This window comes from Acidaminobacterium chupaoyuni, assembly GCF_047936785.1.
Classification (GTDB): domain Bacteria; phylum Bacillota; class Clostridia; order Oscillospirales; family Butyricicoccaceae; genus Acidaminobacterium; species Acidaminobacterium chupaoyuni.
This window is the reverse complement of the sequence record NZ_CP176394.1, coordinates 736120-758059: the sequence shown is the minus strand read 5'-3', so window position 1 is coordinate 758059 and position 21940 is coordinate 736120. Positions and strand designations below refer to the sequence as shown.

At 54.5% G+C, this 21940-nt stretch carries 22 protein-coding genes; 4 read left to right on the top strand and 18 right to left on the bottom strand.

The window, feature by feature from the left end:
- Nucleotides 1-12 precede the first annotated feature (12 nt).
- The 6 genes from trmL to ACJA3I_RS03645 all read right to left on the bottom strand — a co-directional run bounded on the left by trmL (nt 13) and on the right by ACJA3I_RS03645 (nt 5741).
- Nucleotides 13-474, bottom strand: coding sequence for a tRNA (uridine(34)/cytosine(34)/5-carboxymethylaminomethyluridine(34)-2'-O)-methyltransferase TrmL (trmL, locus tag ACJA3I_RS03670; RefSeq protein ID WP_458863420.1), 462 nt, complete (start codon nt 472-474; stop codon nt 13-15).
- A 165-nt stretch (nt 475-639) separates the two neighbouring features.
- Nucleotides 640-1251 carry a 5'-deoxynucleotidase gene (gene yfbR / locus ACJA3I_RS03665; protein WP_458863419.1) on the bottom strand — a complete coding sequence of 204 codons (612 nt, stop codon included), beginning with the start codon at nt 1249-1251 and terminating at the stop codon, nt 640-642.
- A gap of 10 nt (nt 1252-1261) precedes the next feature.
- Nucleotides 1262-1939 (bottom strand): LrgB family protein, encoded by a 678-nt coding sequence (locus tag ACJA3I_RS03660; RefSeq protein WP_458863418.1) that lies wholly within the window; start codon nt 1937-1939, stop codon nt 1262-1264.
- On the bottom strand, nt 1936-2313 hold the full coding sequence (locus ACJA3I_RS03655) for a CidA/LrgA family protein (protein WP_458863417.1): 378 nt from the start codon (nt 2311-2313) through the stop codon (nt 1936-1938). The genes ACJA3I_RS03660 and ACJA3I_RS03655 overlap by 4 nt, the downstream gene beginning before the upstream one ends.
- Before the next feature lie 499 nt (nt 2314-2812).
- Nucleotides 2813-3859, bottom strand: coding sequence for an LCP family protein (locus tag ACJA3I_RS03650; RefSeq protein ID WP_458863416.1), 1047 nt, complete (start codon nt 3857-3859; stop codon nt 2813-2815).
- Nucleotides 3860-4013: 154 nt separating this feature from the next.
- Complete coding sequence (locus ACJA3I_RS03645; protein ID WP_458863415.1) at nt 4014-5741, bottom strand: catalase; 1728 nt, start codon at nt 5739-5741, stop codon at nt 4014-4016.
- Nucleotides 5742-5906: 165 nt separating this feature from the next.
- On the opposite strand from ACJA3I_RS03645, the gene ACJA3I_RS03640 reads away from it, so the two are divergent.
- Together ACJA3I_RS03640 and ACJA3I_RS03635 are read left to right on the top strand one after the other, a co-directional pair.
- Entirely contained in the window at nt 5907-6875 is a 969-nt protein-coding gene (locus ACJA3I_RS03640) for a 1-aminocyclopropane-1-carboxylate deaminase/D-cysteine desulfhydrase (RefSeq protein ID WP_458863414.1), read from the top strand.
- A gap of 226 nt (nt 6876-7101) precedes the next feature.
- Nucleotides 7102-8286: a GGDEF domain-containing protein gene (locus ACJA3I_RS03635; protein WP_458863413.1), complete on the top strand. Its 1185-nt coding sequence runs from the start codon at nt 7102-7104 to the stop codon at nt 8284-8286.
- A gap of 57 nt (nt 8287-8343) precedes the next feature.
- Here ACJA3I_RS03635 and ymfI read toward each other — a convergent pair whose 3' ends face one another.
- The 8 genes from ymfI to ACJA3I_RS03595 all read right to left on the bottom strand — a co-directional run bounded on the left by ymfI (nt 8344) and on the right by ACJA3I_RS03595 (nt 16963).
- Nucleotides 8344-9078, bottom strand: a complete 735-nt coding sequence (gene ymfI, locus ACJA3I_RS03630) for an elongation factor P 5-aminopentanone reductase (RefSeq protein WP_458863412.1) — start codon at nt 9076-9078, stop codon at nt 8344-8346.
- Nucleotides 9075-10844 (bottom strand): ABC transporter ATP-binding protein, encoded by a 1770-nt coding sequence (locus tag ACJA3I_RS03625; RefSeq protein WP_458863411.1) that lies wholly within the window; start codon nt 10842-10844, stop codon nt 9075-9077. The genes ymfI and ACJA3I_RS03625 overlap by 4 nt, the downstream gene beginning before the upstream one ends.
- Before the next feature lie 287 nt (nt 10845-11131).
- A complete protein-coding gene (locus ACJA3I_RS03620; RefSeq protein WP_458863410.1) occupies nt 11132-11890 on the bottom strand; it encodes an amino acid ABC transporter ATP-binding protein in 759 nt (252 codons plus the stop codon).
- Nucleotides 11891-11893: 3 nt separating this feature from the next.
- Nucleotides 11894-12553 (bottom strand): amino acid ABC transporter permease, encoded by a 660-nt coding sequence (locus ACJA3I_RS03615; RefSeq protein WP_458863409.1) that lies wholly within the window; start codon nt 12551-12553, stop codon nt 11894-11896.
- A 52-nt stretch (nt 12554-12605) separates the two neighbouring features.
- Entirely contained in the window at nt 12606-13439 is an 834-nt protein-coding gene (locus ACJA3I_RS03610; RefSeq protein WP_458863408.1) for an amino acid ABC transporter substrate-binding protein, read from the bottom strand.
- 274 nt (nt 13440-13713) lie between these two features.
- A complete protein-coding gene (locus ACJA3I_RS03605; protein WP_458863407.1) occupies nt 13714-15132 on the bottom strand; it encodes an MBL fold metallo-hydrolase in 1419 nt (472 codons plus the stop codon).
- 145 nt (nt 15133-15277) lie between these two features.
- Entirely contained in the window at nt 15278-15691 is a 414-nt protein-coding gene (locus tag ACJA3I_RS03600) for a DUF3788 domain-containing protein (protein ID WP_458863406.1), read from the bottom strand.
- Between the two features lie 87 nt (nt 15692-15778).
- On the bottom strand, nt 15779-16963 hold the full coding sequence (locus ACJA3I_RS03595; protein ID WP_458863405.1) for a glycoside hydrolase family 3 N-terminal domain-containing protein: 1185 nt from the start codon (nt 16961-16963) through the stop codon (nt 15779-15781).
- Between the two features lie 215 nt (nt 16964-17178).
- Between ACJA3I_RS03595 and ACJA3I_RS03590 the strand changes: the two genes are divergently transcribed.
- A complete protein-coding gene (locus tag ACJA3I_RS03590; RefSeq protein WP_458863404.1) occupies nt 17179-18030 on the top strand; it encodes a substrate-binding domain-containing protein in 852 nt (283 codons plus the stop codon).
- Nucleotides 18031-18204: 174 nt separating this feature from the next.
- On the opposite strand, the gene ACJA3I_RS03585 is transcribed toward ACJA3I_RS03590, so the two are convergent.
- From ACJA3I_RS03585 to ACJA3I_RS03570, 4 genes are all read right to left on the bottom strand, one after another.
- Nucleotides 18205-19068 carry an aminotransferase class IV gene (locus tag ACJA3I_RS03585; RefSeq protein WP_458863403.1) on the bottom strand — a complete coding sequence of 288 codons (864 nt, stop codon included), beginning with the start codon at nt 19066-19068 and terminating at the stop codon, nt 18205-18207.
- A 25-nt stretch (nt 19069-19093) separates the two neighbouring features.
- Nucleotides 19094-19399 (bottom strand): cysteine-rich small domain-containing protein, encoded by a 306-nt coding sequence (locus ACJA3I_RS03580; protein WP_458863402.1) that lies wholly within the window; start codon nt 19397-19399, stop codon nt 19094-19096.
- A gap of 188 nt (nt 19400-19587) precedes the next feature.
- On the bottom strand, nt 19588-20040 hold the full coding sequence (locus ACJA3I_RS03575) for a hypothetical protein (protein ID WP_458863401.1): 453 nt from the start codon (nt 20038-20040) through the stop codon (nt 19588-19590).
- 22 nt (nt 20041-20062) lie between these two features.
- A complete protein-coding gene (locus ACJA3I_RS03570) occupies nt 20063-21271 on the bottom strand; it encodes an AfsR/SARP family transcriptional regulator (protein WP_458863400.1) in 1209 nt (402 codons plus the stop codon).
- 166 nt (nt 21272-21437) lie between these two features.
- On the opposite strand from ACJA3I_RS03570, the gene ACJA3I_RS03565 reads away from it, so the two are divergent.
- Complete coding sequence (locus ACJA3I_RS03565) at nt 21438-21647, top strand: hypothetical protein (protein WP_458863399.1); 210 nt, start codon at nt 21438-21440, stop codon at nt 21645-21647.
- Nucleotides 21648-21940: the final 293 nt, after the last annotated feature.

The window sequence follows — 21940 nt, the reverse complement described above, 5'->3', positions numbered from 1 at the left end:
CTATCGTTTCAATCAGCGCAGGCCGGGGAACCCCAGCTGGCGCAGCGCCTCATAGGCCACCACGGCCACAGAATTGGCCAAATTCAGGCTTCGCGCATCTTCTCTCATGGGGATGCGGATGGTTTCCAGCGGGTGGCTTTCAAGCAGCGCTTTGGGCAGCCCCGCGGTTTCTTTGCCGAACAGAATATAATCTTCATCATGGAACTCGGCTTCATCATGGCGCTTATGCCCTTTGGTAGAAGCGAAATGACAGCGTGCCCCGGGATTTTTTTCAAAGAACTCATCCAGATTTTCATACATGCGGATATCGACCAGATACCAATAATCCAGCCCCGCCCGTTTCAGCTGGCGGTCGCTGATCTCGAAACCGAACGGTTTCACCAGATGCAGACGGCATCGGGTGGCCGCGCAGGTTCGCGCGATGTTCCCTGTGTTCTGCGGGATCTCCGGTTCCACCAACACAAGATTCAGCAATTGGGTCCCCTCCCTTTGTTTGCGGTGCTTTGTTTTTAAAAATTGCCGAACGCTCGCTCAGCAGTTACCATTGTATGATATTTATATCAATAATTCAAGCTGTTTTTGCACATTTTATCGTGTTAAATCATCTGTTTTTATGATTTTCAGTTTATTTTTGAAACTTTACGCTTTCATTTCTTCAAAAGCGCCGTTCTGCTGCTGATCCAGGGTCAGCGAAAACGCGGGAACAAAAACGCGCATGAAATGATCGGCGGCGGGCAGTTCCAGCGCCAGGATGGCGGCTTTCAGCTGCTGGGCGGCGCTTTCAAATTCCGTGTTGCCGCTTTTGCGCTCTTCCACACATTTCAGATAAGCCGAAATTTTATCGGCCGCCTTGATATAACGATAAAGCTCGGGCCGCTGGTCTTCGCAAAAAAGCTCTTTTTGATAGACCGCCCGCAATTCTTTGGGCAAAGTTTCAAGCAGGCTGTTTTTTGCCCCGCTTTCCATCTGATGATAGGCTTTGCGCAGGGCCGGGTCGTGATATTTCACGGGCGTGGGCAGATCCCCCGTTAAAATTTCCGAAACATCATGGAAAAGCGCCGCCGAGGCGATGCTTTCCGCCGGCACATTTTCGCCGTAATAGGTGTTGGCCAGAGTGGCCAGCGCATGGGCGATCAGCGCCGTTTCCAGCGCGTGTTCGCTGAGGTTTTCGGGGATGGCGCTGCGCATCAGCCCCCAGCGGTCGATATATTTCATGCGAAACAGCAGCGCGAAAAAGGCGTTTTCCTGCATAAGGCCCCTCCTATAAAAACAAACATAAAATCACGGTGGCGATGCCGGCGATGCCGATGGCAAGGCCGCTCATGGCCCCTTCGATCTCCCCCATCTCCAGCGCTTTGCTGGTGCCGATGGCGTGGCTGCTGGTGCCGATGGCAAGGCCGCGGGCCATGGGATCTTTCACACGGAACACGCGGCAGAGAAGCGGCGAAAGGATCGCGCCCAGAATGCCCGTGAAGATGACCGCCGCCACCGTCACGGCGGGGATTCCTCCGCTTTCGGCCGCGATGCCGATGGCAATGGGCGTGGTGACCGATTTCGGGATCAGCGAAGCCGTCAGGGTCTCATCCAGCCCGAACAGGCGGCAAAGAACGATGACGCTGAAGATCGACGCGCAGGAACCCACTGTGCAGCCCACCAGAATGGGCAGGCAGTGGCGTTTGAGCCTTTCCAGCTGGCCATAGATCGAAATGGCCAGAACCGCCGTGGCGGGCGCGAGAAAAATGGCGATCACATCGCCGCCGCGCTGATAGCTTTCCAGCGGGATGCCGCTGATCTGTAAAAACGCGATGATGAGAAACACCGCGATGGCCAGCGGGTTCGCCACCGGCGTTTTGAGCTTTTTATTGAGGAAAAGCCCCACTTCAAAGGCCGCCACCGAAAGCACGATGCCAAACAGGGGCGTGTTGAACAGCTCTTTCATCGGCTTTCCCCCTTTTTGCCGCGGCTTTGCAAACGCATCACCGCCATGACGGAAAAAGCCGTGGCGGCAAAGGTGACCACCGTTGTGATGAGGCAAACCGCCACAAAGGGCAGCAGCCGCCCGCGCAGCACATCAAAATGCGCCATGATGCCCACCCCCGCGGGGATGAAGAAAAAGGCCATGTTCTTTTGCAGAAAATCGGCTTTCTCGCGGATATGCCAGGGTTCCAGACATTTTGTGCAAAGCAGCAGAAACAGCAAAATCATGCCGATCACGCTGGCAGGGAACGGGAACGGCAGAACCGCCGAGATCCATTCGCCCACAAGGCAGACACCCAATACGATGCCGATTTGGCTGAGAATTTTCAAAAACATCTCTCCTTTTCACCGCGTCGGCGCTTTGTTCGCCGCCATGTTTTCCGCTTTCGCCCCGTGGCGGTTCAATTCAAAAACAAGTCTTCTGCGTTTGATCCTGCCGCGGCGGTAAAGCATCGGCGGCAGGAACGCTGTCAACCGGCCATCGCCGTAGGCGGGCCGTGAAATAGTATCATAATTGCCTGACAATGATTGATACCATGTATGCGAAGCAGAAATGGTATCAAGTGGCCGTCGCCATAGGCGGGCCGTGAAATAGTATAATAATTGCCCGGCAATTATTATACCATGTGAGGCTTTTGCATGAAATAGACTGAACCGACAATTTTTTTGTATTTTTATGCTTTTAAAAAGGCAAAAAAACAGTTTTTCATGGGAATATCTCTATTTTCGCCGCCAGATGTTGACAAGTCCTGCAGAAATTTCGTTTCTTTTCTCTCTTTTTTGCCGATAAAAAACTGCGTTTTCCCATGAAAACGCAGTTTTTTCAAACGCCGTATTATTTGCCTGCCGGTTGTTTTTGGGTTTCCGCGGGCTGTTTCTGGGTTCCTTCCTGCTGTTTCGCCTGTTCGGCCTGTTCAGCCAGGGTCAGATCATCATAGATGAATTTATGCATTTTTTCAACGCAGAGCGCGTCGTCATAGGCCGCCACCCACATGCCGCCGGAAGTGGTCTTGCCCTGCCAGTCGCCCGCCGCGGGGAAGGTCTCTTTCTCGATCTGCGGTTTGCCGCCCTTCATCACGGTGGTGGCAAGGTTCAAAATCTCGCCCGAAGTCATGGAGGTTTCCACCATGGGCATCAGCTTTGCCGCCAGCGCCGGATAGCGCAGCACGCTCATATCCATCACCTTCTGCATCATGGCTTCCAGCACCACCTGCTGGCGGCCGGTGCGCGCGGTGTCGCCGCCGGTTCCGCCTTTGCGGATGCGCCCGTAGGCCACGGCCTGCATCCCCGTTAAGGTCTGCGGCCCCGCTTTTTCGATATATTGGAACTTATCGCCTGTTTCCATACAATATTCCCACACGAATTTGTTGGCCTCTTTCATTTCCGTTTCACTGACATCCACCTCAACGCCGCCGATGGCATCGATCAGCTTTGCCATCTGGTTGAAATTGACGGTGGCGTAATCGGTGATATCCAGATCATAGTTCTGGTTGATGGCCTTGATGGCGCATTCGGGGCCGCCATAGGCATAGGCATGGCAAAGCTTTGTTTTGCCGTGGTCTTCGATCTCCACATAAGCATCGCGCATCAGCGAAGACATTTTCACCTTGCCGCGTTTGCCATCCACCGAAAGCACGATCATCGCGTCGGAACGCGCGGTCTCGCCGTGGCGGGCATCCACGCCGAACAAAGCAATGTTGATGATCTTCGAGCTTTGCGCCTGTTCGGTTTTCGTCACGCCCAGATTTTCTTCATTGACCGGTTTATAAGTATAGGTGCCAAACACCGAATAAACATAGTAGCCGATGCCGCCGATGCCGCAGAGCAGCATGCACCACAGCACGAAATTGCGAAATGGATGCCGTTTTCCTTTTTTTGCCATATCTTCATCTCCGAATTCTTTATTTTTTTGCGCCGGTTCTTTTCTTAGATGTTTTATCGGGCGCTTTCGTTGATTTTATTTTGTCGAATTTTGCATTTTTGCTGATCGAAAATCATTTTACTCCCGCCGCGGGCATTGCGCAACCTGTTTTATTTTATTGTTTTGCCTGGCGGTAGGCTTCGATGCGGCAGCGCGTCATTTCTTCCCATTCGGGGCAGGCGCGCTTGAAATATTCCAGCGTCTTGGCGGTGATATAATCGTTGGCCAGGCATAATTCCACGGCGATATTATCCACCAGATGCTCCTGTTCCTGTTTGGTCATGCCGCGAAAGCGCTCGCCCGCCTGTTTGAAATTTTCCTGTTTATCGATGGATTCGCGCACCTGCGCGCCCTGAGAATAAAGCGCCGTATAGGCTTTGCTTTCCACCGGCTGAACGGGCATGCACTGCCCCAATGTGCAGCTGGAGGGGCTGTAGTTGACCGCGCCTTTGCGATAGGCCAGCCGCATGGCGCCATCCTGCTGAAAATTGCAGACCTCGCTGCGGGGCGCGTTGATGGGCAGCTGATCGAAATTGGGGCCGATGCGGTGGCGCTGGGTGTCGGCATAGGCAAAGCCTCGGCCCGCCAGCATTTTATCTTCCGAAAGCTCGATGCCGGGCACGGTATTTGCCGGGCAAAAAGCCGCCTGCTCCACCTGAGCAAACTGGTTTTCAAAATTCCGGCTGAGGGTCATGGTTCCCACGCGGTGCAGCGGGAAAAGATCCTGCGGCCAGGTTTTGGTGTCATCCAGCGGGTCAAAGGGCAGATCTTCGGCCTTGCAGACGGGCAGAAGCTGCACGCAGAATTCCCAATCGGCGGTTTTGCCCGAAGCCAGCGTGCGGTAAAGATCTTTTTTCGCCACATCCGGGTCGCTGCCCGCCAGCCGTTCCGCTTCGCGGCGGTCGATGGTCTGAACGCCCTGACAGCTGACGAAATGATATTTCACATAAAACCGTTCGCCTTTGGCGTTCTTCCATACATAAGTATTCACGCCGAAGCCGTCGATCATGCGGAAGCTCTTCACGGTTCCCAGATCGGAATAGACCCAGGTGATCATGTGGGTGGCTTCGGGCGTTTGGGTATAAAAATCCCAAAAGCGCAGCGGATCGCGCACGCCGGAATCGGGCGCGGGCTTCAGCGAATGGATCAAATCAGGGAATTTGATGGCGTCGCGGATGAAAAACACGGGCAGATGATTGCCCACGATATCCAGATTTCCTTCTTCCGTATAAAACTTCACGGCGAAACCGCGGGGGTCGCGCAGGGTGTCGGCGCTGCCGCGGGAACCGATGACGGTGGAAAACCGGACGAAAACAGGGGTGATCCTGCCTTCCTGCGAGAACAGGTCTGCCGTGGTATATTCTTCCATGGAATGGGTGGTCTTGAAACAGCCGAATGCGCCTGTTCCGTTGGCATGCACCACACGCTCGGGAATGCGCTCACGGTCGAAATGCGCCATTTTTTCCAGAAAATATGTATCTTTCAGCAAAGCCGGGCCGTTTTGCCCCACGGTGAGCGTGTGGTTATCGTTTTGGGCCGGGGCGCCCGTGTTGCCGGTGATCCGGCGCAGGTTCCCCGAACAGGCGGGCGCCAGCGGCAGCGCAGGGGCCGGTTCCACGCATTGATTTTGCTCGCAGATCGCCTCGGGCGGGCAGGGCGGCTGTTCCTGCGGCGGCTGAGGAGGCTGGGGAGGCTGAGGCGGTTCGGGGGGCGGCTGGTTTGCGGGCGGCTGGGGATAAAACCGCATGGAACCCGGCCTTCTGCCGCAGGCGGGCGCGGCATCATCCTGCGCGGGGTTTCCGGGCATGCGCCTGCCGTTATAGGGGTTATAATAATTTCTCATGGTGCTTTCCTCACTTTGTGGAAATTTGGCAAAGTGCCATTCCAATCTATGCAGGAAAGGGCGGCCTTGTTTTTTCAACAGCCATCGGATAGAATGGATGCAAGAAAACAAACCGATAAAACACGCCGCTGCGCCTGTTTTATCATCGGCAAGGAGGGCCTGTTCATGATTTTTTCCGATATCCCCCGCGTTCGCCTGCTGACCCAGGAAACCCCGCTGATGCCCGCGCGGCGCTATGGCCAGGCCATCGGCTGCCGCGATCTGTGGCTTAAGCGCGAAGATGTGATGGAATTGGGGCTGGGCGGCAACAAAATCAGAAGCCTTGAATTTTGGCTGGGCGAAGCCTTGGCCCAGGGCTGTGACACCATTCTGGCGGCCGGTCTGCCGGTTTCCAACTTATGCCGTCTCACCGCGGCTGCCTGTGCGCGGCTGGGGCTGCGCTGCATTGTGATTCACAATGCCGAAGAAGCCGACCAGCCCGCCCGCAAAACCGGCAACGCCCTGCTGAACGAATTGATGGGCGTTGAAACGGTTTACTGCGGCAAAGTGGATGAAAACGCCCGCGCAGCCTTTGCCGTCCAACTGGCCTGCAAATTGCGCGGGCAGGGCAAAAAGCCCTATATCATCGGCGACGGCTGCCTTGGCGCGCTGGGATATGTCGCTTCCGTTTTAGAACTGCTGCAGCAGGCCGACCGCCTTTCTCTGCCGCTGCGCCACATTTTTCTAAGCGCTTCGGCCGGCCCCACCGAAGCCGGGGTGGTTTATGGCCTTTGCCTGACCGGCGGCAAACAGAAGCTTCACCTTATCAGCGTGGAATATGAGCGTTCCGTCTTTCTGCCGATCATCGAAGCTTTGTTTGAAGATCTTTGCCAAAAGCTTCGCTGCCGCCCCGCGCTTTCGCCCCGTGATGTGTTGGAATTCCACGGCGATTATCTGGGCGCGGGCTATGCCCGGCCCACCGCCGCCGCAGAAACCGAGCGCCTCCGCATGGCGCAGACCGAGGGCATCTTTTTAGACAGCACCTATAACGCCAAAGTCTATGCCGGCCTGCGCGATCTGATCGCCCGCGGCGAATTGCCCGCCCACGAAACCATCTGTGCCTATCACACCGGCGGCATCCCCTCTGTTTTTTGATATTTTCCCTTTTTCTTCCTTGCCGATTTTTTCACAAATTCATGGCTCTCCGCGGCGTTTTTCTGCGTTTTTCCCCAAAAAATCACAAGAAAATTCTTTTATTTGCATCAGCAGATTGATTCGCGTTGGGTTCTATGCTATGATGAAAAAAACTTCCTATCCTTTTTCCGCGCGCATACCCGGCGCTCTTTTAAAAAGTAAATCGATCAAAGAGGGGGGTGGCATTTTGTTTCTGTTCATCACCAACGATACCATGATCTTTAATATCGGCATCGATTTTTTCTGCTGTCTGCTTACACTGGTCTTTCTGACCAGCTACCGCAAGGATTTTTCCGACACCTATGACAACCGGCTGCTTTTCAGAATGGAGCTTTCGGTTCTGACGGTTTTGCTTACCGATATTTTCATGTGGCTGCTCAACGGCCGTCAGGGCGCTCTTCTGCGCGTTGTGGCTTATCTCGACAACATGATCTATTTCACGGCGGAGATCATCGTGGTGATCTGCTGGGTGAAATATGCCTATTACCGCATCTATGGCCAGCCGATAGCGAAAAAGAAAGAACAGCTGCTGCTTTTGGCCCCCGGCTTTGTGCTGTTTCTGCTGATTCTTTTCACCCCGCTGACCCGCTGGTGTTTTTATCTGGATGGCCGCAACTATTTTCACCGCGGCATTTTTGCCAACATCATCAGCTTCATTATTTTGGTCTATCTGGTTTCGGCCTCGTTTTTGGCCTTTCTGCGTTCCCGCAGAGAAACGCTCATCGACCGCAGGCAAGAGCTGCTGACCATTGCCTTTTTTGCCGTTCCGCCGTTTCTGGGCGGCATTTTTCAAATCATGTTCTATGGCCTGAGCATCGTGTGGCCCAGCTCGGTGTTTTCTTCCCTTTTCATTTTGCGCAACAAAGAAAGCCGCGCCATTTTGCAGGATGCGCTTACGGGCCTCAACAACCGGCGCAATGTGGAACGCTATGTTTCTTCCTATAAAAACAAAAATGACAATTCCGCCTATCAGGGCGGCGTGATTTTGCTGGATATCAACGATTTCAAGCATATCAACGATGAATTCGGCCACGATGTGGGCGATGTGGCGCTGGTGCAGACCGCCCATATCCTGCGCGCCGCTTTCAAAGGATATGCGGCGTTCCTTTCCCGCTATGGCGGGGATGAATTTGTGATATTGCTTCCCGAATGCAGCCGGGCCGGGCTGGAGAAAGCGGTGGAATCCATTCGCCGCAGCTGCCTTGCCTTCAATGATTCGGGCGAATTTCCCTTCCGTCTTTCCATGAGCATGGGCTGCGCCCTTTCGGAGGAAAAGGCCGTCGTGAGCATTGCCGAATTGATCAAGCGCGCCGATGAAGATATGTACCGCGAAAAGCTGCTGTATCACCAAAGACAGGAAGCCGACGAATAACAACATGAAAAAAGAGCCTTTTCCGATTTTTTCAGAAAAGGCTCTTTTATTTTTCTCTCAGGCCGTGGCAATGCCGCCATCCACCGAAAGCACCTGCCCCGTGATAAAGCCCGCGCTTTCGCCCGCCAGAAACACCGCGGCCCGCGCCACATCATAAGGGCTGCCGATGCGGGCCAGCGGGGTTTCTTCCCGCAGGGCCTGCCGGTCTTCTTCGCCCAGAGCGCTGTTCATTTCGGTATCGATCACACCGGGGGCGATGCAGTTGACGCGAACGCCCGAAAGGCCCACTTCTTTGGAAAGCGCCTTCGTCAGGCCGATCACGGCGGCTTTGGCCGCCGAATAGGGCACTTCACAGCTGCCGCCCGTCAGCCCCCACATGGAGGAGATCGTGATGATGCTGCCGCTTTTGCGGCGGATCATTTCGGGCAGGGCGCGGCGGATGCAATAAAACACGCCGTCCACATCCACGGCGAAGATGCGCCGCCACTGTTCGGGCGTGAAGTCGGTGAGCAGCCCGTTTTGGGCGATACCGGCGTTGCAGACGAGGGTATCGATCTTGCCCAGCGTTTCTTCGATCTGCAAAAACATGCGTTCCACCTGGGCGGCATCCGCCACATCCGCGCCAAAGCACGCCGCTTCGGCCCCCATGGCCCGCAGCCTGCCCGCCACCTGCTCTGCCTGCTCGCGGCGCTGATGGTAATGCACCGCCACGCGATAACCCGCCCTGGCGAATTCTTCGGCACAGGCCGCGCCGATGCCCCGCGACGCCCCTGTGATCAAAACTGTTTTCATGCCGATGTTCCAGCCCCTCCCGCCAAAACGGCGCTTTCTTGATAAAGGCGCGCGTAAATGCCGCCCTTTGCCATCAGATCTTCATGGGTGCCCTGTTCTTCCACGCCGTTTTCCGTCAGCACCAAAATGATATCCGCATTGCGGATGGTGGTGAGGCGGTGGGCGATGGTGAAGGTCGTGCGCCCCTGCGACAGCTTTTCCAGCGATCGCTGCACGATGCGCTCGCTTTCATTATCCAGCGCCGAGGTCGCTTCGTCAAGGATCAAAATGGGCGGATTCTTCAAAAACGCGCGGGCGATGCTGATGCGCTGTTTCTGGCCGCCGGAAAGCTTGACCCCGCGTTCGCCCACAAAGGTATCATAGCCCTGGCTGAGCCCCAGAATGAATTCATGGGCGCCCGCCTGCTTTGCGGCCCGCATCACTTCTTCTCTGGAAGCGCCGGGCTTTCCATATTCGATATTTTCATAGACCGTGCCCGAAAACAGGTAAACATCCTGCTGCACAACGCCGATCTGGCCGCGCAGCGATTCCAGCGTGAGCCCGCGCACATCTTTGCCGTCGATGCAGACCGCGCCTTCCGTCACATCATAAAAGCGCGGCAGCAGGTTGCAAAGGGTTGTCTTGCCCGAACCGGAAGGCCCCACCAGCGCCACATTGCGCCCCGCGGGAATATCGAGATTGATATGGCTGAGCACTTCTTCTTTGTTATCGCGATAGCGGAAGCTCACTTCCTTCAGCTCTACGCGGCCTTCCACCTTTTCCAGTTTCTTTGCCTGGGGCGCGTCTTTGATCTCCACCGGCGCATCCATCACTTCGCAAAAGCGCTCGATGCCTGTCATGCCGCGCTGATATTGCTCGGCAAATTCCACGATCTTGCGGATGGAGGTCAGCAGCGTGGCCACATATAAAATATAGGCCACATAATCGCCGCTGTTGATATATCCGCCGATCATGAACAGCGCCCCCGCCACCACCACGGCAATATACATCACGCCATCGAACAGGCGGGTGGTGCTTTGAAAGGCGGCCATATATCGATACATCTCGCGCTTGACCGAAAGAAATTTGCTGTTGCCATGTCCGAATTTTTCTTCTTCGATCTTTTCGTTGGCAAACGATTTGACCACCCGCACGCCCAGCAGGCTGTCTTCCACGCGGGCGTTGAGTTCGCCGATCTGATGGCGCGATTTTTTAAAAGCCGCGCGCATCCGCCGGCGGGTATAGATCGTGCAGAGCAGCATCAGCGGGATGCAGGCAAAGATCAGCAGCGTGAGCCACAGGTTCACCCGCGCCAGGATCACAAACGAAATGATGATCTTGATGCCGGCGATAAACAGATCTTCCGGGGCGTGGTGGGCAAATTCCGTGATATCATTCAAATCGCTGGTGATGCGCGCCATCAGCTGGCCGATCTTTGTGTCATCATAATAGGAATAGGGCAGCTTTTGCAGATGACAGAAAAGATCGCGGCGCATATCGGTTTCGATCTGCGCGCCCATCACATGGCCCATGTTCGCCATATAGTAATTGGCCGCCGTATCCATAACGCGCAAAAGCAGATAAAGCAGCCCCATGGAAACCACCGCCCGCACGGTGAGGCTCGCCACATCGTTTGTCAGATAGCGCACCATCAGCGGCAGCACCAGTTCACACACGGTGGTCAGCGCCGCGCAGGTGAGATCAAAGGCCAGCACCCGCTTATAGTTTTTGAAATAAGGCAGAAACCGCCCCAGCAGCCGCCTGTTTTTTTGTCTTTCCGCTTTCATAAGCTCCCCTCCATTCATAGTTTCGATTATACACTATTTTAGGGTGAAAGCGTGAAACACGGCAAGAAATATCAGTCATTTTACTGCACTTCTCGTTTGTTTTTGCGTTGTTAGCCTTATTTGTTTGCTTTTCTTGCGCATTATTTGCCTGTGATTTTTATGATTTAGCATATAAATTTATTTTTTCTTGAATTTTCCTTTTTATTACTCAAAGGGAATACAGGCGAAAACGCGCGCCCGCAAAGAACCGCCCAAACGAAAAGCGGCATCCTCACGGATGCCGCTGCTTATTTTTGAAAGCCGCTCAAAAAACGCCGCACGCGCTCATTTTTCTGTTCTGCAAAGAACTCGTTTGCCGCGCCCTGGGCGGTGATCCGGCCATCTTCAAAAAAGAGGATGCGGTCGGCCACCGTGCGCGCGAACTCCATTTCATGGGTAACGATGAGCATGGTGGTGTTCTGGCGGGCCAGTTCGGCGATCACGGCGGTGACTTCGGCGGTGAGTTCGGGATCCAGCGCGCTGGTGGGTTCATCAAACAGCATCAGCCGCGGACGGATGGCCAGCGCCCGCGCAATGGCCACCCGCTGCTGCTGCCCGCCCGAAAGCATGGCGGGGTAGCTGCCGGCTTTATCTTCCAGGCCCACCAGCTTCAAAAGCCGCCGCGCCGTGTCGGCGGCTTCGGTTCTGGGGCGTTTCAAAATTCTGATGGGCGCGATGGTGATGTTTTCAAGGCAGGTCAGGTGGGGGAACAGATCGAACTGCTGAAACACCATGCCGGTTTTCAAACAGATGCGGCGCAGTTCTTTTTCGGGCGGATAGACGGCTTTGCCGCCGACGGTCTGCACCACAGTCTCGCCATCCAAAACGATGCGCCCGCCCGAAACCTTTTCCAGCGCGTTGACGCAGCGCAGCAGCGTGGATTTTCCGCTGCCCGAAGAGCCGATGATGGCCACCGTTTCCCCTTCTTCCACCGTGAGCGAAACGCCCTTCAGCGCCTCAAAGCCGCCGAATTTTTTCGTGACATTCTCCACCGTTAAAATGGGCATGGTTCACGCCTCCTTTTTCTGATAGCGGTTGAACCGCTTTTCAAGCCGACGGGAAACGGCCGTGAACGCCAGCGTCAGCAGAAGATACAGGCAGGCGGCCACCCCGTAGGCGGCGATATCCACATCGCGGTTCACCGCGCCCTGGGCCGCTTTCAGCAGCTCGCCCACGCCGATGGCCGTGACCAGCGCCGTATCCTTGACCAGCGTGATGGTTTCGTTGCAGATGGGGGGCAGCACACGGCCGATGGCCTGCGGCAGAAGAATATGGCGCATGGTCTGCCACGGGGTGAAACCCAATGTTTTCGCTGCTTCTCGCTGGCCGTGATCGATGGATTGGATTCCCCCGCGATAGATCTCGGCAAAATAGGCCGCGTAATTCAGCGAAAAAGTCAGCACCGCCGCGGGGAAACGATCGAAGGTCAGCCCCAGAAACGGCAGGCCGTAATAAATGAAAAACAGCTGCAACATCAGCGGCGTTCCGCGAAACACCAAAATGTATAGGCGCGAAAACCAGCGCAGCGGCGGCACGCGCGAAAGGCTGCCCAAAGTCCACAAAAGCCCCAGCGGCAGGGAAAACGCCAAAGTCAGCGCGAAAAGCCGCAGCGTGACGGCAAGACCTTTTAAAAGCGCCGGCGCCAGCGACGCAAGATAGGTGAGATCCATGTTCTTCCTCCTCCGCAGCGGCCGCTTTTGCCGCCCGCATCCCATCGGCGCTCTATTTCACCAAAAGATCGCTGCCGAACCATTTTTCTGAAATTTTGCCTGCCGTGCCGTTTTCCACGCAGGTTTTCAGCGCGGCATCCACGGCCGCCGTCAGCTCAGTGTCGCTTTTGCGAAAACCGATGGCATAAAGATCTTCGCCGAAATCCACCGACGAAACCTGAAAGGCGTTGTTGAGCAGGGTGTTTTTATACTGCCCCAGCACTTCATCCACGATCATGGCATCCAACCGCCCCGACTGCATATCCATGATGACCTGGTCATAAGTTTTATATTCGGTCAGCCGGTCTTTGATCTTATCGTAAACGGGGTCGTTTTTGATGGTTTCCAGCGCCGAAGAATCGGCCTGCGTGCCCAGAGAAAATTTCCCCAGATCTTCTTTGCTTTCAATATCAACGCCTTGATTCGTCATAATGATGATTTTGTTGTTCAAATAGGGTTTGGAAAGGCTCATGCCCTTTTCACGCTCGGGCGTGATGGACATGCCGTTCCAGATGCAGTCGATCTTCCCCGTGGAAAGTTCCAGCTCTTTGGCATCCCAATCGATGGGCTGGAACTCGGCCTTTACGCCCAGTTCTTTGCAGACGGCGCCCGCAAGATCGATATCGAAGCCCACCAGTTTGTCGTTTTCATCGCGGAAGCCCATAGGGGCGAAGGTGTCATCCAGCCCGATGATCAGCTTGCCTTTCTTTTTGATGGCCGCAAGATCGGTGGCATAAGCCTTTTTTTCTGTTTTTTGTGAAGCCGTGTCTTCCGCGGTTTGTCCGCCGCAGGCGCTCAGCCCCAATGTCAGCACACCTGCCAGCAGCACCGCCAATACCTTTTTCATAAAAATCGCTCTCCTCATTCTTTTTCCCGCGAAACAGCGTTTTCCTCTTCTCGGAAGCTTTGTTTTTTCGCGATGGATTTATCATACTTTATCTTGGTAATGTTGTAAAGCATTAAAGTATCAAAAGAATCATTTTCAGCGATATGGTGAATTTTCACGAGATAACACATTGTTTTTTAGATGAATCAACCATGCTTTGTGTAAAAAAGATCTGCCGCAAAAGCGCGGCAGATCCTTTTGATGGCTCGATTCGATTTTTGAAAGGCCGAGCGTTTCAGCCCGCGGCGCGTTCTTCGGGCAGCCGCGCGGAAACGGGCGCGGGAACGCTTGCCTGAGGCGAAACATTCCAGGTGATGGTTTTTCCATCGCTGGCGGCGATAACGGTGCCCTGCAGATCGGTTCTGAAATAAGAAATGCCGCGGTTTTTCAGCTTGGTGAGAGTGGAAGCGTGAGGGTGGCCGTAATCATTGTTCAGGCCGCAGGAGATCACGCCCCAGGTGGGGGAAACCGCGTCGAGAAAAGCGTCGCTGCTGGAAGTGCTGCTGCCATGATGGCCCAGTTTCAGCACATCGGCCTTCAGCGGCAGGCCGGTTTGCAGAATGGCGGCTTCGGCCTGGGTTTCCGCATCGCCGCACATCACAAACGAAGTGGAGCCATACACCAGACGCAGGCCCACCGACCAGTTGTTCAGATTATCGCCCATATTGCCGTTGGGCGCCAAAAGGGTGAACGCCGCGCCGCCCAGCGTATAGCTTTGGCCGCTTTTCGCGGTGGTGACGGCCAGATTTTTGGCCAGCGCCGCATCCAGCACCGATTCATAGGTTTTGGTGGTGCTGCCCTTTTCGGAAAGGATCAGCGTTTGGATGGGGAACGCGCGGATCACATCATCCAGCCCGCCCACATGATCTTCGTGGGGATGGGTGCCGATGACATAATCCAGCGAGGTGACTCCTTGGTTTTTCAGATATTGCACCACCATGGGGCCATCGGCATTGTTGCCCGCATCCACCAGCATGAAATGGCCCTGCTGCTGCACGAGGATGCAGTCTGCCTGACCCACATCGATGAAATGCACCATCAGCTTTTCGCTTTGCTTGGGCAGGGTCTCCTGCAAGGTGGTCTGCCGGCCCTTCATGCGGGCGGAAAGCGCGTGATAAGAGATCAGCGCCACATCGCCGCGCAAAAAGGCGGCGGAAGACGCCCCATATTCACCGCTTGTGATGCCCAGGGAATCCGAAAGCTCCCATGCGCGATTCCACGCGAAATCGGCGCCCGAAGAATACCCCAGCGCCCGCAGCACAAAGGTGAGATATTGCGAAGCCGTTACCTGCCCGTTTCCGCCGAATTCGGTGGTTGACATGCCTTTTGTCAGGCCGTTTTGATAGGCATAGCCCACATAAGGCTTTGCCCAATCGGCCACATCGCCGAAGGGGATCTGCCATTTGCCTGTTTTGGCTTCGGTTTCGCGGCCCAGCAGCCGAACCAGCATGGTGACGGCTTCCTGCCGCGTGGGGGCGCGATCCAGCGCATAATCCGGGGTTCCATCCGCCAGCAGACCCACCCCTTGAAAAAGCCCCAGCGCATGCAGGGCATCCGCCGCCTGTTTTTGGGCGGGCTGGGCGGCGGAAACGCCGCCGATCATTGAAAACAGCAAAATCACTGTGAGTAAAACGGAAACAGCTCTTTTTCTCATGGTCTTTTTTCCTCTCTCATCGGAATTTTTTATACTAAGCAAGTTTGTATCATTGCTTTAATTTGATTTGACTCCAATTCATTTCGTTTATCCAATCTACATCGGTTATCTGATTGTAAAAAAGGTCTCTGCAAATCGGAAGCTGTCATTTACGATTTGGTCTTTTTTTGACAGCCAGCAGTTTCATATAATCATCAAATTCCGACTGATCCGTCGGCTCGAACATTACCCATTTTCCATCATGATAGATTTCCGCTTCATCATATTTCTTGCAAACAGCAGAAGAAAGAGTTTTTCGTATTGCTTCGACTTTTGTCCGCTCATCTTTTCCGAAAATGATCATGAAACCGACGCAATGACTTTTTGCATACAGGCAACAGAGCGTTTTTCCGCCACGACGGTATTTATATTCATATGTCCACCTTTTGCCGCCGGGATTCCACGACCGTTCCATTTCGTATTTCTCATCAATCTTTAAACATAGCGCCTGCCATACTTCAAACAAAGGCTGCCCGATCAAATCAATAATAGTTAACTCAGACGGTATTTTTTCAAGCATGATTTCCCCTCCACAAATTCCGGTTTGTCGAATTGCCTGTAATTCGCCTTTGTGCATTCATGTAAACAAAGATAGTGCTAATATGGTTTAAAAAAGCCCCAGCCAAAGCTTCCAGCAGATCACCCGTTCCGCCGCTTCTTCAAGCCGCGCCCGGGGCAGCGCGCCGCTTTCCAGCGCTTTGAGAATGGCCTGCCTTGCGCCCGCAAAATCGGTGACGATCAGCAGATCGGCCCCCGCGGCCAGTGCTTTTTCGGCGCAGGCGCTTTCGCCGCCCCATTCTTTCAGCGCGCCCATAGAAAGATCATCGGTGACGATCACGCCTTCAAAGCCCATTTCTTCCCGCAGATAGGCCATGGTTTTGGGTGAAAGCGACGCAGGCAGACCTTCTTCCAGCGCGGGCACCTGATGATGCGAAACCAAAATCGCTTTGGCTTTCGCTTCGATAGCCGCCTGAAACGGCGGCAGGGCCGCGCTTTGCAGTTCCTGCATCGAGCGGAGATCCACCGCGGCTTTCTGATGGGTGTTATCCTGCGCCGCATATCCCGGAAAATGCTTCACCACACAACCCAAGCCCGCTTCTTCCGCGGCGGTGACGCAGGCGCCGACATATTGGGCCGTTTCGGCGGCGCTGCCGCCCCATGTGCGCGGGTACATATAAGCGTTTTCATCGCAGACATCCGCCACCGGCGCCAGATTCACATTGACCCCCAGCCCGCGCAAAAGCGCCGCTTTTTCTTTTGCATCGGCTTTCACCGCTTCCAGCCCGCCCTGCGCTTTCAGCTGCTGAGGCGAAGGGAAGCGCGCCGCCCGCAGCTGTGGGTTTGCGCTGATGCGGCAGACGGTTCCGCCTTCTTCATCGGCGCCGATGAGCAGCGGGAACGGTGAAGAGCGCTGGCAGGCATCAATTTTCTGCTGCGTTTTTTCTGCGCTCAGCCCTTCGAAATCACGGGCGAACAGCAAAAGCCCGCCGGGGTGGGCATCCAAAACAGCGGTGAGCCCCGCCGCTTCGGGATAGCGCACAAAACAGACCTGCGCCGCCAGATCTTCCGTGCTCATTTCGGCGATGACGGTGCGGGCCTGCCCTCGATAAGCCCCGAAAAGCCCTTCGGCCGCAGGGGGTTCCGGCGTTTGAGGCGGCGCGGCGGGGGTGTGCGGCGCTTCGGCAGGCGTTTGGGGCGCGGAAGGCTGTTTTTCTTTCGTTTCGGGAATGGCGGTGGAATGGCATCCGCCCAGCAGACACATGGCCAGCAAAACCGCTGTGATCTTTTTCATGGCACGCTCCTTTTCTTTCTGACGCTTCGTTCCCCCACCCGTTTCAACGCTTCTTTGTTTATCTCTTCCATTTTATCATATACTACCCTAATCGCAAGGATTTTACATGCCTTTTACAGCGCGCGGGCTGTGCATTTTACAAAGCGGCCCTATGCTGTAACTGTAAAGAAAATCAAAACGCAGTCGTGAAACGACAGAAACGAAAGGTGAATGATATGAAAAAGAAAACAGCAATGATGCTTGCGGGTCTGGTAGCCGCCGCTTCTTTATTCGGATGCAGCAAAGATGCTGCTTCTGAAATTTCGGTCATTTCCCGTGAGGAAGGCAGCGGAACCCGCGGGGCTTTTGTGGAGCTGCTGGGCATCGAAGAAAAAGACGCCAACGGCAACAAAACAGATCGCACCACGGAGGAAGCCATTGTCGCCAGCAAAACCGATGTGATGCTGACCCAGGTCGCCGGTGACGAAGGCGCCATCGGCTATGTTTCGCTGGGTTCCCTGAATGATACCGTCAAAGCGCTGAAGGTGGATGGCGCGGAAGCCACCGCCGAAAATGTGAAAAACGGTTCCTATCCCGTATCCCGCCCCTTCAACATCGCCACCAAAGGCCAACCCACCGGTCTTGCCAAAGATTTCATCGATTTCATCCTGAGTAAAGAAGGCCAGGCCGTGATTTCCGAAAGCTATATCTCCATCAATGATAACGCCCCCGCCTTCGCGGGAACCATGCCTTCGGGCAAAATCGTGGTGGCGGGTTCCTCTTCGGTGACCCCCGTCATGGAAAAGCTGGCTGAAGCTTATCAAAAGCTCAACAGCGGCGCGAAAATCGAGATCCAGATGAGCGATTCTTCTTCGGGCATGACTTCTGCCGCCGACGGCACCTGCGATATCGGCATGGCATCCCGCGAGCTGAAAGACAGCGAAAAACAAAACCTCACCTCCACCAGCATCGCCCTCGACGGCATCGCGGTGATCGTCAACCCCGCGAACCCCGCTTCCGACCTGAGCGCGGCGCAGATCAAATCCATCTTCACCGGTGAAACCACCACCTGGGATGAGGTAAAATAAGCTTCCTCTTATTGGGGGAACGCTTCCTGCAGAAAGTTCCCCCCTTTTTTCTTCTCTCCCGCGAAAAGGGCAGCCTTCCGAAAACCGGATGGCTGCCCTTTTCCTCTTCCACGCCCAATCATTTTTTCCGTGATTCCGGCGGTTTTTATAAACTTATTGTAATATCGATATTAATTATTCTTCATCGTATACTTTTCCGCCGGTTTCGGCGTTAAAGCGCTTGCCATAAGCCAGCTGCAAACGGCGCAGCATCTCGCCGGCGCGGCCGCCCACGGGTTTGCCATCGATATGGGTCACGCGGCTGCAAAGCGAACCGCTGCTGGTGACCAGAACTTCATCGGCCTGCATCAGCTCTTCCACCGTGAAGGGCGCTTCGCGCACGGGCATGCCCAGCTGCTCCGCCGTCTGCATCAGATGTTTGCGGGTGATGCCCGGCAGAATGAGCTCATCGGCGGGGGGTGTGCAAAGCGCGCCGCCCGAGATCATCATGATATTGCTGTGGCAACCCTCGGTGACGCGGTCGCCGCGGTGGAAAACCACCTCATCGCATCCGGCCTCTTTTGTGGCCTGTGCCGCCAGCACATTGGGCAGCAGGTTGAGGGTTTTGATGTTGCAATGATAATAGCGCGTATCTTCACGGGTGATGAGGCGCAGGGTGCGATCGAACGGCCCCATCTGGAACGGCGTGATGAATACAAGCAGATTGGGCTTGATTTCTTCGGGCGGGAAAGCGTGGCCGCGCAGATAAGAGCCGCGGGTCATCTGCCAATAGACCATCACACAGTCGCTGTCTACTTTTTTCACCAGCTCGCAAAGCAGCGCGGTGAGTTCTTCTCTTGTCTGGGTGGGTTTGATGCGCACGCCGGCAAGGCTGTTGGTAAAACGGTTCATATGGTCTTCCAGCGCGAACAGCGTATGATTGACGGCGCAGGTGGCATCATAAACGCCATCGCCGAAAAACAGCCCGCGATCGGTCATCGGCACGGTCATTTCTTCGATCAGGCCGATTTTGCCATTGTAATATCCCAAATTCTCCATAGGTCTGCATCCTCTCTTCAGTTCATTATTTATCGGTTTTTTCTTGATCGTCCAGCTGGGTGATCTCCATGATCTCTTCGAATTTCTTCATGATATAATCGTAATTCTGGGGCTTGTGGGGCAGCATGCAGTTGCTGCAATCTTTCAGCCCATAATGATAAACAAAGTTGCCGCCGCAGCGGTCTTTCAGCGCATACAGGGGGCAATAGCAGAACAGACAGTTGAAATTATCCGGATCGTTCGTTTGATGGCACGGAAAATATTCGCATTGCTTGTGATTGAAAAATTTATAATGGCAGTTGGCATAGGGATCTTTTTTCTCTTCGGGCATTTGAAAGCTCCTCCTTTTATGATATCGCGGTCCTCGATTTTTTATGCTATGTGCATTTCGCATTTTTTTCTTTATCGGCATGTTATTTTTAAGTTTATACCATTTTTTCCGCAAGAACAACAGTTAAGCCAAAAATATTTCAAATATGTGAAAAATCGCCGTAACCACAGGTCACGGCGATTTATTTTTTATTCTTCTTTCTGCGCTTCTTCGTCCAGATGCTCTTCCACAAGGCGAATCAGATCCAGCGCGCTGACATAGCGCACGCTGGGCGAACCATCCAGAAAATCCACGCGGCCCTGCCAGCTGGAATTTCTTCTGGTCAGCACATAAAGCAAAAAGGTTGCTTTTTCGCCCTTGGCGGCTTTCACGGTTTCTTCTTCCATGGCCTCTTCAAGGGTCTCGGCGGCGCATTCGATTTTGCGCGCCTGGGCGCGGAAACGGCGGATCCGCTGAAAGGCCTGGGGGAAATTCTGCTGTTCCATCAGGTCTTCCGTTTGCAAAATCAAAGAAGCCGGGTCAGAAAAGAACATCGGGCTTTTCAGGCGGCGGCTGAAAATTCTGCCGCTGTAAGAACTGCCGCTGATATGATCGATGCAGATCTTCATCGCCGCGTTATTGGGGTTCCACTGTATTGCCATGATAACTTTCCTTTCTGCTTGTTTAGCCGCCCAGCTGGCGAATTTTATAAGATAATCTCAAAAAGCCGAACTTGTGGGCTTTTTTGAACCGCGCCACCACGCGTTCGATCACCATGGTGCTGTCTTCATAATTGGCCCCCGGCAGCATCACCACATATTGCGCGGCGCTGTAGCGGGCGATCACATCCCCGCGGCGCAGGCTTTCCAGCAGCGAAGCCTCCAGAAGATCCATCGCGCCCGAAAGCACGGTGACCCCCGGCTGTTTGCCCGAGGGCAGCGCCAAAGTCAGCAGGGCCACATGGGTGGAAACACCGCTGCGTTCCGCCCTGCGCGCTTCCAGCCGATACATCTCTCTGAAAAAGCCATATTCGCAAAGGAACGCCCCGGGGCGCTGGGCGCTTTCTTCCAGATCGCTTTGGATCTGTTCCAGATCGGTTTCCTGGGCGTGTTCCATGGCCATGATGCTTCGGTAAAGCTCGCGCATCTCTTCGCCGGGGCTGATGCCCAGGTTGCGATACATCAGGTCGGTGGCCGCTTCATAATGGCTGCGGGCCGCGTGATCCTTGCTCTGCCCCAGCAGCGCTTTGATCATGCGGATGTGCAGTTCTTCTTCCATCGGGTCAAGGGCCAACGCTTTTTCACACACCGCTTCCATTTCTTCAAACCGATGCTGGCTGCCCAGCAGATCGGCGCATTGCTGAGCGGTTTTCAGATAAAGGCTGTGATAATGGGCCGAAATCGAAACTACCCAAAGCTGATTGCCCAGCTTCGGCAAAAAATCGCCCTGATAAAGCCGCAGCGCCTGTTCATAACACCGCAGCTTCTGTTCGGGGTCTTCCGTTTCTTCGGCCATGCGGCATTTTTTTTCGAATTCATCGATATCCAGTGTGCAGGCGATCTCCCTGTTCCAGCAATAGGCACCGCGTTTGGAAAGGATCGGCTCCACTTCGGCGCCGAACAGGGGTTCCAGCATGCTTCGCGTGCGGTGCAGCAGGGTTTTCAGGGCGCTGGTGGGGTTTGCCCCGCCTTCATCGCCCCAAAAGGTTTCAATCAGCTCCGTTTGCGGAATGTTGCGGTTTCGATGCAGGATCAGGTAACACAAAACACTCCAGATCTTTTGCGAGCGGTTCACCTCGTCGGTGATGGAGCCGCGTTTGTTTTTTAATGTCAATCCCCCTAAAAACGAGATCTGCAAGCAATCCTGCGCGGCGCTGTTTTTCGTCGTTTTCATGGCTGATTCTCCCTTCGCCAAGACCTTCTTTTCTTTAGTATAGCGCATATCTTTTTTTTTTGATAGTCTTTTCTTTGCCTGATGTTTTGTGAAATGTAACCGTTGCGGTAACCATGACAGGCTATACTGAGGCTACAGTAATTCTTATAAGGGAGGAATGGGCCGAATGTCGAAAGCTTCAACAGGCGCGGGCAATTTCATCGTGCAGATCCGCAACACACAGAATTCATCCTGGCAGGGTATGGTCACTTGGACCGACAGCCGAAAAACACAGCCCTTCCGCAGCGCTCTGGAACTGATCAAACTCATTGACAGCGCCCTGAAGGAAGACCCCCCCATGGCAGAGGGCTCCTCATCCGCCAGCGAATCCGATTGATCGTTCGGCGTTTTTTCTTTTCATCCGGTGCTATAATGTGATGGCTTCAAAACGGCAGGGCCGTTTTTTGCAGACTGCGGCAAGGGCAGGATTTTTCATCCTACCCTTGTTTTTGTTGTTTTTTTTGGTTTTTATGTCTTTTTGGCGCTGCGCGCGGCCGTCTTTCCCCTTTTCTGCCGTTCAAACAGCGGCGGCGCGGGCCGATCCCGGCGCGCTTCTTCCGTGATTTCCTTTTCTTGCGGCCTGCTTTTGGCGGGCCGCTTTTTTGCCCGTTTCGCCCCGTTTCTTTCCCG

Excerpts from the sequence above, each read along its gene's own strand:
- yfbR (WP_458863419.1), bottom strand. The coding sequence starts at position 1,251 with ATGCAGGAAAACGCCTTTTTCGCGCTGCTGTTTCGCATGAAATATATC.
- ACJA3I_RS03660 (WP_458863418.1), bottom strand. The coding sequence starts at position 1,939 with ATGAAAGAGCTGTTCAACACGCCCCTGTTTGGCATCGTGCTTTCGGTG.
- ACJA3I_RS03655 (WP_458863417.1), bottom strand. The coding sequence starts at position 2,313 with ATGTTTTTGAAAATTCTCAGCCAAATCGGCATCGTATTGGGTGTCTGC.
- ACJA3I_RS03650 (WP_458863416.1), bottom strand. The coding sequence starts at position 3,859 with ATGGCAAAAAAAGGAAAACGGCATCCATTTCGCAATTTCGTGCTGTGG.
- ACJA3I_RS03645 (WP_458863415.1), bottom strand. The coding sequence starts at position 5,741 with ATGAGAAATTATTATAACCCCTATAACGGCAGGCGCATGCCCGGAAAC.
- ACJA3I_RS03640 (WP_458863414.1), top strand. The coding sequence starts at position 5,907 with ATGATTTTTTCCGATATCCCCCGCGTTCGCCTGCTGACCCAGGAAACC.
- ymfI (WP_458863412.1), bottom strand. The coding sequence starts at position 9,078 with ATGAAAACAGTTTTGATCACAGGGGCGTCGCGGGGCATCGGCGCGGCC.
- ACJA3I_RS03625 (WP_458863411.1), bottom strand. The coding sequence starts at position 10,844 with ATGAAAGCGGAAAGACAAAAAAACAGGCGGCTGCTGGGGCGGTTTCTG.
- ACJA3I_RS03620 (WP_458863410.1), bottom strand. The coding sequence starts at position 11,890 with ATGCCCATTTTAACGGTGGAGAATGTCACGAAAAAATTCGGCGGCTTT.
- ACJA3I_RS03615 (WP_458863409.1), bottom strand. The coding sequence starts at position 12,553 with ATGGATCTCACCTATCTTGCGTCGCTGGCGCCGGCGCTTTTAAAAGGT.
- ACJA3I_RS03610 (WP_458863408.1), bottom strand. The coding sequence starts at position 13,439 with ATGAAAAAGGTATTGGCGGTGCTGCTGGCAGGTGTGCTGACATTGGGG.
- ACJA3I_RS03605 (WP_458863407.1), bottom strand. The coding sequence starts at position 15,132 with ATGAGAAAAAGAGCTGTTTCCGTTTTACTCACAGTGATTTTGCTGTTT.
- ACJA3I_RS03600 (WP_458863406.1), bottom strand. The coding sequence starts at position 15,691 with ATGCTTGAAAAAATACCGTCTGAGTTAACTATTATTGATTTGATCGGG.
- ACJA3I_RS03595 (WP_458863405.1), bottom strand. The coding sequence starts at position 16,963 with ATGAAAAAGATCACAGCGGTTTTGCTGGCCATGTGTCTGCTGGGCGGA.
- ACJA3I_RS03590 (WP_458863404.1), top strand. The coding sequence starts at position 17,179 with ATGAAAAAGAAAACAGCAATGATGCTTGCGGGTCTGGTAGCCGCCGCT.
- ACJA3I_RS03585 (WP_458863403.1), bottom strand. The coding sequence starts at position 19,068 with ATGGAGAATTTGGGATATTACAATGGCAAAATCGGCCTGATCGAAGAA.
- ACJA3I_RS03580 (WP_458863402.1), bottom strand. The coding sequence starts at position 19,399 with ATGCCCGAAGAGAAAAAAGATCCCTATGCCAACTGCCATTATAAATTT.
- ACJA3I_RS03575 (WP_458863401.1), bottom strand. The coding sequence starts at position 20,040 with ATGGCAATACAGTGGAACCCCAATAACGCGGCGATGAAGATCTGCATC.
- ACJA3I_RS03570 (WP_458863400.1), bottom strand. The coding sequence starts at position 21,271 with ATGAAAACGACGAAAAACAGCGCCGCGCAGGATTGCTTGCAGATCTCG.
- ACJA3I_RS03565 (WP_458863399.1), top strand. The coding sequence starts at position 21,438 with ATGTCGAAAGCTTCAACAGGCGCGGGCAATTTCATCGTGCAGATCCGC.